Annotated in this window: 6 protein-coding genes; 1 reads left to right on the top strand and 5 read right to left on the bottom strand. The window is 41.0% G+C overall.

Going from position 1 to position 11,533, the window contains the following annotated elements; all coding sequences use genetic code 11:
• Positions 1-117 precede the first annotated feature (117 nt).
• The 4 genes from C2869_RS12265 to C2869_RS12245 form a co-directional block, all read right to left on the bottom strand.
• Positions 118-711: a hypothetical protein gene (locus tag C2869_RS12265; RefSeq protein ID WP_108603211.1), complete on the bottom strand. Its 594-nt coding sequence runs from the start codon at positions 709-711 to the stop codon at positions 118-120.
• 613 nt (positions 712-1,324) lie between these two features.
• Entirely contained in the window at positions 1,325-1,669 is a 345-nt protein-coding gene (locus C2869_RS12255) for a DUF1493 family protein (protein WP_108603209.1), read from the bottom strand.
• Positions 1,670-1,913: 244 nt separating this feature from the next.
• Positions 1,914-4,319, bottom strand: a complete 2,406-nt coding sequence (locus C2869_RS12250) for a thioredoxin domain-containing protein (protein WP_159084147.1) — start codon at positions 4,317-4,319, stop codon at positions 1,914-1,916.
• A 384-nt stretch (positions 4,320-4,703) separates the two neighbouring features.
• Complete coding sequence (locus C2869_RS12245) at positions 4,704-7,796, bottom strand: CRTAC1 family protein (RefSeq protein ID WP_228710826.1); 3,093 nt, start codon at positions 7,794-7,796, stop codon at positions 4,704-4,706.
• Between the two features lie 281 nt (positions 7,797-8,077).
• On the opposite strand from C2869_RS12245, the gene C2869_RS12240 reads away from it, so the two are divergent.
• The gene (locus tag C2869_RS12240) at positions 8,078-9,268 is read left to right on the top strand and encodes a serine hydrolase domain-containing protein (protein ID WP_108603206.1); all 1,191 of its coding nucleotides are present in this window, start codon (positions 8,078-8,080) and stop codon (positions 9,266-9,268) included.
• A gap of 106 nt (positions 9,269-9,374) precedes the next feature.
• On the opposite strand, the gene fadJ is transcribed toward C2869_RS12240, so the two are convergent.
• Positions 9,375-11,528, bottom strand: a complete 2,154-nt coding sequence (fadJ, locus tag C2869_RS12235; protein ID WP_408011855.1) for a fatty acid oxidation complex subunit alpha FadJ — start codon at positions 11,526-11,528, stop codon at positions 9,375-9,377.
• Positions 11,529-11,533 lie beyond the last annotated feature (5 nt).

Here is an 11,533-nt window from a genome sequence, read left to right as displayed (position 1 = left end):
TAAACCTGTTGTTTACTCAACTAAAGTCACTGGAACATAGCCTTCGCAGAACATGGAGGAAGTTATTTAAAGTAGAAAAGACAATGGGGGCGAAAAAGCCCTATTTTGTGCTAAAAATTAAGAAACTGCAGCAACAACACCTTTTAGTTGATTAATCAGGTTAGGTTGAGGATGCACTTGAATATCATCATGAATTTTTAATACAACCGCTTTGATAACGCCACTCGTACTTTTAATATGAGCTTTACTCCTTAAAGTTGTTATCTCATCTCGTAGAATTGAACTCTTTAAAGAAATTCGTTTATCACTTTTTCCAGCTGCAAGGTTGCTTTTCAAATATGTTTTTAATTTATCTGCCGGCATAGCTTCATTAGACAGCATGTGGACGTAATATTTAATGAGCGCATTTGAAAAATCAGGTTTAGCGCCCAACTCCGCACATGCATTGTTTAGCATATCAATAAAATGTGCAGGTACCTTAGATTCAATCGGCTTTCTAAGTGCGCACAACTGCTTATTAATCATTGGAGCTGATTGTTGGGGAATTATTACAACTTCATCACATTTATCGCAAACACCCACTAATACATTTTTAACTGTACCGCTTTCATCACTAAAAGGCACATCCCTTAATTGAAAGGTCGTATTTTCAATCGATTGGCAAGACTCACAGATTGCTTTTTGTGAATCGCCGACTTTAAAAATTTTCATAGCTACACCCTAATTATGCACACTAATAAAAATACTATTTGGCTCTATGTAGTACTTTTGACATACCAATTTTCACCTTGGTATGTATAGTCTTCTCGCTCAGGTCTTATGGTTCATTGTCAGCGCTTACTCGCCCCAATCACATAGTAGAGCATATGCTCATGGGGACTCGAAGCTTGACGGCTTCCCCTAAAACCTGATCGCTTTGACTATAGTTTTGATAATGTGTACATCAATCGATTTAATTGTGTGGTGAGGACTACATTCATAATTATGGCCGCGAGCCCTTTTTACAATATCTGTCACCATATCTACCGATATTTGTCCTGTTTCCAATAGATTTTTGACATCAATATTGTTTCTCGCTTGGTGGGATATATTTCCCTCAGCCAAGCATTCAAGCAATTGTTGTCTTGCGTCTTTAAAACCCATTTGAATCCTTTCAATATAATTGTACGCCAACTGACGTACCTTTCAAGTTTAATGTTAATCAAGCAACAGTAATAAACATGGCAACTAACTACAGCACAAACTTCAAACCTTATCGCTAAATAAATAGCCAATGTGATAGAACCACATTGGCTTATTTTAAACTTACCGTGTTGCATTACAGCTAAGTTAAACGGCCAGAAGCAATTGCACATTTAATTTTATTGAAAGTAAAAGGTTTATACCGTGATTTATCTACATGTTTCTTTCGCAAAAACGGAATTAAGCTAACTAAAACCTTTTGAAACTGAGTATTACCAGGAAACTCATCTGGAAAATAATCCTCAAAAATGAAATATGACGTGTCAACGCCATATTTATCTCTAAGTAATTCAATACAGCTTTCTGCAACATCTCCATAGAAATCTAAATCATGAAAAAGCTTAATATCCAAATCTGAATCATTTTTGACATATTTATCTAATCCACACTCAATAAGAAAGAGATTTAATCGCTCGGTTGATTCCATTACTTATTTTCCTTTTTGGCGGCTTTTGTGGTGGTCCATGGTTTTTTGTTTCAATTATGCCTGTTTCAGAGTCAATTCTATCTAAGATTTACATTTTCATTCTGCGCAAAACCTTTTTAGATACCAAATGTATCTATACAGTACCTCTAGTGATTATGTTGGGCTGCCTCTTCAGCCCAACCAAAAATCGTTAACTTAATAGCATTTGACTAACAAATACTCAGCCATTTTTTGTAACTTAGACTTAGTGTTGCTTACAAACAGGTAAAGGATTGACTGGAAAAACCAGCTGTTCAGGAAATAAGCAAACCTGATCATTACAAGCTTGCACTTCAAAACTCAGTTTCTGGGTCTGAGTCTGGGTATGGATTAGCGAGTCTCGTTTGATAGCCAAGGTAAACTCACCTTCAAACAAAGATAAGGGTAACTCTTCAAATTCAGTTTGGACTAAAACTGGCTTAGGGTAAGTCACTTGTAACTTTGTTTTTGCCTGCTTAACTGTTTGAACTGTGGTGGGCAACAAGCTAACTTGCGTTGCTTTTAAATGTGCATGTTGTGGTTGGTTTGAGTTGATATGCCAACCTGGTGCTAACTTAACACGTAAATGAACTTCTCCTACTGTGGCTCCAGCACAATTGGCTTGCTGATGTTCAGGCCTGTGCGCCAATTGATGATCTATTAGGGTTTGGGCTTGGCCGTGACCATTGGCAAAATACTTAATTGGCGTTGCTTTATGTAAGTCGACTAACAAAGCGTAAGCTAAACCAAATGCATACCCCTTAGCTTGTGAGAAGTGGCCTTGTAAACTATTTTTTAATTGCTCATAACCATTCAACCAACGCGAACCACTGCCCTGTATTTGCACCAAGCGGTGTAATAATATTAGCAGTTCGGCATTGCCATTAAACGTTTCACCATCAGTTAAATGGCTTACAGAACTCGCCAAAATTGCCGAGCTAAAACGTTGATCCGCAGTGTTATAAAGCCCTGTTTGATCAGCAAAAAATCTAACCAAAATTTGCGCTAATTGCTCAGCTAACTGCATACTGTGTTTGTTCTGTTGTGGGGCTAATTCATACAAACTCAAGTAGGCGTTAGCTAGTGCTGCATAATCAATTAATGTGGCTGGCGTTGCTAGGTTTTGTAAGCTAGTTTTTGCCGTTAGCATTTCACTACGACTCAATATTTGCTGTGCTGCAGAAAATTGATTACGCGCTATTGATTGCGCTGCGTTAGTCGCCATGGCAAGCGCTCGCGGGTTGCCCGTTATCCGGTAGGCATCAATTAAACCTTGAATAATATAGCCGTTCCAAGCGACTACGATTTTAGTATCAATAAAAGGCTTTTTTTGATTGGCTTGGATCTGCGCTTTGCGCTTGTGTTTAAGCGTTGTGCGCAATACTTGGTTTTGTGCTGTAAAGGGCGATTTAAAGTACAACTGAAATTTCTGCCCAACCGGGATCACATCAAACAACTCTTCTGCGGTTTCTGGAGATTGCCGCTTAAGTGTTTCCAAAGTTGAGCGTTCCCACAAATAATAGCCCCCTTCAACTGACTGGTACACAGCGTCAATTGCACTGGCAAACCCACTCCCCTCTAGGTAAAAGTCACTGTCAATAAAGCCAACTAAATCATCAACAAGTGCCAGATATTCTGGTTTACCAAAAACACGGTACGCTAAACTGTAAACTTGTAGCATCAACCCTTGGTTATACGCCATTTTTTCATAGTGCGGCACATGCCATTTAGCATCCGTACTGTAACGATGAAAGCCACCATCAATCGCATCGTACAAGCCAAACCCTAACATATTATCCAGTTGCGTCTGAACCTTATCGGCTAGCTCTTGGTCTGGTTCAATCTGCAAATACTTAAGTTGAAATAATAATGCAGCCTCGGTAGGAAATTTCTGCTGACCTTGCAAACCACCGTATTTATCATCCAATCGAGGTTTTAACTCAGCAATGGCCGAGTTAATTAAGCTGGGTTGCCAATCACTTGCTTGCGCCACTGGTTTTTTGTTGGCTAATAACAACATTTGCTCAGCGCGAGTTTGCATGATTTGACGGTTTTGTTGCCATGCTTGCCGCGTATTACGCAACAGTTGACTCAATTGCTGAAAATCAAGATATGCGCTAACAAATAGAGGTTGGCCGTCTGGCGTTAAAATAGCATTGATTGGCCACCCTGCTTGCCCAGTTAACGCCGCCAACAAATCTTTATAATAACTATCAACCACGGGCGATAGTTCTCTATCAACCTTTATTGCCACATAACCATGAGCCAGCAATCGACCAATTTTTATATTGCTAAAACTTTCTTGCTCCATGACATGGCACCAATGGCAAGTTGAATAACCAATAGACAAAAAGATCAGCTTATTGCTTTGTTTAGCATATTGCAGAGGCTCAGGGCCCCATGCATACCAATTTATTGGGTTAGTGGCGTGGCGCAGTAAATACGCTGCGTTTTGTTGAATAAGACGATTTAAGTAAGTCGGTTGTTGATTAGCGGCTAAAACTAAATCCGAGCGTTTTTGTTCGGCCAACGACTGCCAAGCTTGAAACGTATCTGCTGTAATTTCATTTTCGACATTAGGCGGTGCTATAAACTCATTTGCTATTAAAGAGGGCGCAAAACTGAAAACCAAGCCAATTAAACACAGTAGGCGCTTTGCTGTCTTTACTCTTGCAGCCCTTACAAGAAACGCCCTTGTTCTGAGCGCAGTGTTTGTTGCACAACCCACTCTAATCATAATCAGTAACAATTTACCTAATACCTTTTTAATTTAATTTTGATTAGTTGCAATCTCACTTATTGGTTGAGGCTCGCTTAAAGCGCCTACTTTTGGTGCCTCAACAATGGCTGTTGATATTAGGCAATATCGCGCCTAGAAACCAAGCCTGAAGCAGCTCTGCTGCTATTGTCGAAATAAATTTCGACCTACATTAAGAAGGTTTTTCTTACGACCTCGGTGCTTTCAACTGATCATTTCTTTATTGAAACAGTACTAGCAGCATGGGCTACGTAGTACTTAATTTTTAGGCGCATACTTAATTGTCACTATTTGGTTGGCCTTGATATGTTGTTGTGTTTGTACTTGGCCATTTGGCCAGATGATCCGCAGTGACGCTTGTTTGGCTTTGCCCAATCCAAAATGCTGAGTTTTAGGGTGAACCGACATATAGCCTATTGAGCCATGCACCTCGCGCCAAATTTTGTCGTTATTGTCGGTGATCAATTCAATTCGCGCGCCTATAGCGTCTAAATTGACTTTATCTTGCGGCGAGCCCAGCAATTTCACTTTTAACCAATTGTTATTTAGATTTTGGCTATTGTTACGCAGTAACACGCTGGCCTCATGATAGTTATTAACTAAAATATCTAAATCGCCATCCAAGTCATAATCAAAATACACAGCACTGCGCGAATTACTTAGCAAGTCAGTGCCACTTTGTTTAGAAGCATTAACTAATCGACCACCTTGATTAATAAAAAATACATTACGCTCTTTAAACGAAACTGGCATAACAATATCTTTTTGTTTATTACTTAAAGGATCTGTGTAATACGGGTTTTTACTGCTATAAAGGTTAAATTCATTCATGCCATTAAGCACGTATAAATCGTCATCGGCGTCGTTATCAAAATCAAAAAAATCGGCATCCCAAGACCAACCCGTAGAAGAATATCCACGCCCAACTAGCTCACTTAAGCTGTATCGCGGCAAATTATCCTTACCTTTGGCCGAGATAAATAAATCATTCGCTTCGACTACACGCATATTAGCCAGTTTTTCTGGGTTAAACTTCATACGCGTATCTTCATTCGGTAACACGTATTTTTCGTCTTTGTTCATGGTAACGATATTAGAAATATAAATATCTGGCTGAAAATCGCCGTTTAAATCGGTTAAGCCTATGTTCATGGTATAAGACGGTTTATCTGTGCCCAATTGACTAGCAACATCAATAAATTGCCCATTACCTTGATTAATATAGTAAGAGTTAATTCCAAAATCATTACCAACGATAAGATCTTGCCAACCGTCCTGATTGAGATCAGTATGCGTTACCGCTTGTCCCCAGCCTCGGTTGTCTAACCCAGAATTAGCTGTGACATCTTTAAAGCGAAACCCACCCATATTTTTAAATAATTTATTCGGCAAACCATTGGTATTACGGCGTTTTAGGGTGGGCAATTCACCACGTAAATAATTACCAAAATAGGTTATGTATATATCCAGTAAGCCATCGTTGTCATAATCAAATACGGTTGCTGGGCCACCCACTAAAGCTTGGCCACCAAGTTGACTAACCTCGGTTTTATCTTCGAAACGATTATTGCCCAAATTACGGTACACACGATGTGTATCATTAACATAGGTGATCACTATATCTTGCCAACCGTCGTTATCGATATCGGCTATCAAAGGTTGTCTCGGTTCACCTGGGTTATTATCCGCTCGGCGCCAATTGGCCAACCCAGAGCTTTGGCTTATATCTTTAAAACCTTGCTGACTATTAACATACAAGCGATTGCCAGCACCACTTAATACCAGTACATCTTGCAGACCATCATTATTAATATCGCCCGCCGCGACACCGGCACCACCAAAAGCCGGTGGCACGGTAATTGTGCCAACGCCATCTCCTTTCGGTAAGTAGCTGCGCAGCAACCGATTAAGCCAGTCTGAGCTGCGGTGTTCCATCTTTATACCTAACTCATGGCTAACGTCGCTAAACAAGACATCTTTATATTCACTGGCTTGATCTGACGAGTGAATCGCTAATTGCTGTTGATCGATCGGGAGCGCCTGCTGATGGGCATTAATTTTTTGATTTATCTGCGCCACCGCCACTTTTAAATCCGCCAAACGCAGGCGGTCACGATCATTAGCTATGGCATTTAGGCCAGCCACTCGCAATAACAATACGCCAAATTGCGCGACATTCTCAGCCAATAACTCAGCCGCAAATGGGTTGGGTTCAAGTAATGGCTTAAAGTTAGGTTCATTAATGGCAAATTCAAAATACCGCCAATGGATGCCACTATCGCGAAACGCATCCATGTCGTAAGACTCTATGGTGATTTTTTGCTCGGCTAAGCGTGGAAAAAAGATGACGTCTTCGTATTCGTTAACCTCATGTGGCATAAACGCTTGCGCTGCGGCATTAACATCACTTTCTTCTATTACTACATGCTTGTCTTGTAATGCTATTGCCTGCGACTGTTTAAACAGATCGCCAGCAAAAGCAATGAGGATCTCTGTAAAGGTTGAGCGAAATTGCTTGCCCTCTTCGGCATCGGCAGGCCAACTCACCCGCGCAAAATACACTTGCAAATTACGAAAAAACAACTGATTACTAATGTTGTTGTAAGCTTTGTAGGCATTCACTTTTTGCTGAATAATTTGCTTAAACAATCGCAAATCTGTTGGCTGTGTTGACACTATTGGGTTGGGGGTTGGATTTGCGTTCGTATTTAAATCAGCACTGGCCTTTGCGGCAGAGCTCGCCGTTGCCAATTGAGCAAACATAGGTTTATTTAAGCCAAACCAATTTGCTTTTAAATTTGCGGCATTAACTTGGTATTGATTATTTAACCGCGCTTGATTATCACTAACTTTAAGTACTGCCAACGTATATAAATTAACGATCTGCTTAAGGTAATTTACCGCGTCAGGCGCAAGCATAGGTAATGGCGCGGCACTGCTAATTAACTGCTCCTGTTGTACAGCAAGGATCGCTCTTAGTGCATAAGCAATACTGTCGTACTGTCGAACATCCGTTTCATGTAAAGTTAGCGCTTGCTGACTAGCAAAAGTTAGTTGCCAATGCCCCGCTTGATTTTTTTGGTATTGTAAACTCGATGCTATCGCTTGCTGAATATGCTGAGTTTGTACTAACCCTTGCTGATTAATTTGCGCCGCTTTTTGCCAAATTAATTTCGCTAATTGTTTTTGTAGATCATTCTTACTAAACCGCGCCTCATCGGACAAAGGCGTACCAAACATAAAATCTTCTAAGCGCGATGCGGTAGCATAGCATTTAGGATCACTTTTCGATTCAAGCTTTTCGATTTCTTGTAAAATAGTCGCAATGGATAAATCATCAGCAAGTGTCATTATCGGCAAGTAACATCCAACAACACAAACAACACGAAGAAGCCATTTAGGCAAAAATATAGGCATGATAAGCGACTTAAATTTTAAAATATTTAGATTTATTAACGCTAGCAATATACAGGGCTGGTTATGCTAGCTCAAGCTTGCTAAATAAATGATTTAAAAAACGATTCGAAAGCCAAACAATAAACTTTTTTGCCAAGCGATGAGTATCTCACCTACCATTTACAAAGCGGACTCGGTAACATAATCAACCATTATTATTTTGAGATCCAGCAAGTATGACTATCCGCGGATTAACGCTAATCTTTTTATCTTTGATTGCCCAGTTAGCGACCGCGCAAAACCAGCCGGATTTTAACCAGACTTTTCAGCAAACCTTTCACCAAGAACTTAAAAAACATAACATTCCCGGTGGCACTTACGTTATTTTAGATAACAATAAAATCACAGCCCTAGAAACCTATGGCTATGTCGATTTAGCTAAATCGCAACGTGTTACCGCGTCTACCGTATTTCGCTTAGCTTCGGTATCAAAAACCTTTGCCGGAACCTTAGCCACTATGTTGGCGCAAGAAAACAAAATTGATTTAAATGCCCCTGTCACCCGTTTTGTACCGCAGTTTGCACTCGCCAACAAAGGGGCGGCCGATAAAATTCAACTCAAGCATGTGCTAAGTCACTCAAGTGGCTTATTACCCAATGCTTACGATAATCTACTCAATGAAAATTGGCATTTAGATAAAATTATTAGCCAATTTAAAAAACTCAAACCTTTGTGCCCACCAGCACAATGTTATGGTTATCAAAACATAGCCTATTCATTTATAGAACCGGCAATTGAGCAACAGATTGAGATAAGTTTTGCCGATCTATTAACTCAGCGGATTTTTGAACCATTAAAAATGCGCGATGCATCCATAGGTTACACGGCCTTTCAACAAGCTCGCTATACCGCACAACCCCATATTCTGCACAAGCGTATCGCCACTGGCCACAAAAATAAAAAAGGGCAAAAAACGTACAACTATTTATGGAAAGGGGTAAAGGTTAAACCGAGTTATTACAAAGTTGCCCCAGCGGCAGGCGTTAACGCCAGTATTTTAGATTTAGCCAAATGGCTAGCGGCCAATTTAGGCCACAATCCCGAGGTCATTTCACCAGCAGTGATCAATGAAACAGCCATACCAAGAATTCAAACTAAAAAGGATATGCGTCGCCGCTTATGGCGTAAACATTTAAAAAATGCGTCATACGGTTATGGCTGGCGTATCTACCAATTAGCCGATTACAAAGTCGTGTATCACTCTGGTTGGGTACAAGGCTTTCGCGCCGATATTGGTTATTCACCTGAGTTAGGTATCGGCTTTGCCATGCTAGTTAATGCAGAAACCAATGCCGTCAATAAACTATCAAGAGACTTTTGGACTCAAGCCCATCAACTTAAAACAAAACAGAACACGCGGTTATAACTTTTAACCTGTTCGATCGCTAAACCAGCATACTGCGCAATACCTAAAAAGTATTACGCGCAGTATCACTACCTATATAGCGACCAAAGCGACCAAACTTCAAATATTAGGTATAAAACTGACTACCTTCTTCTGCCATCTTATTCAGCAAATCACAAGGCGCGAAGCGCTCGCCAAATCGCGTTTGATAATGAGCTAAACGCGAAACAAGATGATCCGCGCCTAAGCTATCTATGTAACGGAATGGCCCGCCGAGATAAGGCGGAAAGCCAATACCAAATATCGCGCCAATATCACCATCGCGAGCAATGCGAATAATTCCTTCTTCTAAACAACGTGCGGCTTCATTGAGCATTTGCACCATACAACGCTCGACCACTTCTTCATTGTTTAAACTTTGCGCCGGAGTCACTCCCAAAACATGATAAACCTCAGGATCAACAAACTTACCTGGTTTAACTCGGGTTAATTTTTGAAAGTGGTTTAACTGGTATTGGTAAAAACCCCGCTGATTCTTTTTGCCTTTGCGCTCATCGGCTAGTACCGCAGCAAAGGCTTTCGGCGGATCAAATCGTTGTCCTAATTCTTTAGTTAAAATAGGGCCTATTTTTGAGCCAACATCAATCCCCACTTCATCGAGTAATTTGATCGGACCAACAGGAAAGCCAAATTTAACTAAGGCATTGTCGATAACATCGATAGGCTCACCTTCAAGCAATATATTCGCAGCTTCGTTCATGTATAGCGCTAAAATGCGGTTTACATAAAAACCAGCACCGTCTTTAACCACAATTGGGGTTTTACCTTGCTGCCGCGCAAAAGCCAATGTAGTCGCGATTGTTTGTTCACTGGTTTTGTCATGAGTGATCACTTCCACTAAAGGCATTTTGTCAACTGGCGAAAAGTAGTGCAGACCAATGACATTTTCTGGCCGCTCGGCTTTAGCCGCAATTTGACCTATGGGTAGCGACGAAGTATTAGTTGCAAAAATGGTATGCTCAGGGCAAGCTTTTTCAATTTCTGCCACCATGTTTTGCTTTAAGTCGAGATCTTCAAACACAGCTTCAACGACGATATCTGTATCGTAAAACGACTTATATTCTGTGGTGCCTGAAAGCATCAACATGTTTTTTTCAAGCTTAGCTTGCGGCAAAAAGCGCCGTTTGACTTTTTGTTGCCACAGATCATAACTATAACGAAAAGCGTTGCTGATCCCTTGATGGTTAATGTCTTTAATTCTGGCTGGAATGTTGGCTTTATCTACAGTGACATAGGCAATACCACCACCCATTAACCCTCCACCCAGGATCGCCGCTTTATTGATGGCGCTCGGCTCAACACTGACACCTGAATCTTTCTTCTGCTCAACTGTCGCAAAAAATAAGTTACGTAATTGATAGCTTTGTGGGGTTTCTTTTAACTCACCAAACAATTTCGCTTCAGTACGTAAGCCCAATGCCATGCTCTTTTGTTCAATACCCGAGCGCACCGCTTGAATAATTTTGCCTGGCGCTGGGTAATGACCATGAGTTTTCTTCTCAACTTGTTTTAGCGCTTGGTCAAACACAATGCCACGGCCAAAGGAATTATCTTCTAATAATTTATTCAGCAAACTGCGTTTTCGCGCTTTAGTCGGCTTGCCTTGCGTAATTAGCTTGCTCGCAACATCAAGCAAAATGCTTTGCGGCACCATGTCATCCACTAAGCCTGTCTTCAACGCTTGTTTGGCTCGCAGTTGCTTACCGGTTAACATCATATCCAACCCAGTTTGAATGCCGACCAAACGCGGTAAGCGCTGGGTGCCGCCACTGCCTGGCAGTAAACCAATTTTCACTTCTGGCAAACCTAACTGTGTTTTGTCATTGTCCGTTATTACCCGATAATGGCAGGCTAATGCAAACTCCAATCCACCTCCTAAACACACACCATGAATGGCCACAACAAATGGCACAGCAAAACCTTCAACCCGATCAAATACCGCCTGACCACGCTCAGCTAATGCTGTTGCTTCCGCCGCATTAACACAAGCATCCAGCATCTTAACATCCGCTCCTGCGATAAATGAATCTGGCTTGCCACTTTGCACAATCACACCACGTAAATTGCTAGTTGTCGCCAGTACATCCAACAATTTCTCTAGCTCTTCTATGGTTTGATGATTAAGTACATTCATACTTTCGCCCGGCACATCCAGTGTTACCAAGGCAATATTGTCCTCACGGATCACAAACGAAAAATGTTCGAATTCTGCAGTCGTCATTGTCA

This window comes from Saccharobesus litoralis, from assembly GCF_003063625.1.
Taxonomy (GTDB): Bacteria; Pseudomonadota; Gammaproteobacteria; order Enterobacterales; family Alteromonadaceae; genus Saccharobesus; species Saccharobesus litoralis.
This window is presented reverse-complemented; position numbering and strand designations above follow the sequence as displayed.

Coding starts and splice junctions, on each gene's coding strand:
- C2869_RS12265 (WP_108603211.1), bottom strand. CDS start 711: ATGAAAATTTTTAAAGTCGGCGATTCACAAAAAGCAATCTGTGAGTCT.
- C2869_RS12255 (WP_108603209.1), bottom strand. CDS start 1,669: ATGGAATCAACCGAGCGATTAAATCTCTTTCTTATTGAGTGTGGATTA.
- C2869_RS12245 (WP_228710826.1), bottom strand. CDS start 7,796: ATGACACTTGCTGATGATTTATCCATTGCGACTATTTTACAAGAAATC.
- C2869_RS12240 (WP_108603206.1), top strand. CDS start 8,078: ATGACTATCCGCGGATTAACGCTAATCTTTTTATCTTTGATTGCCCAG.
- fadJ (WP_408011855.1), bottom strand. CDS start 11,528: ATGACGACTGCAGAATTCGAACATTTTTCGTTTGTGATCCGTGAGGAC.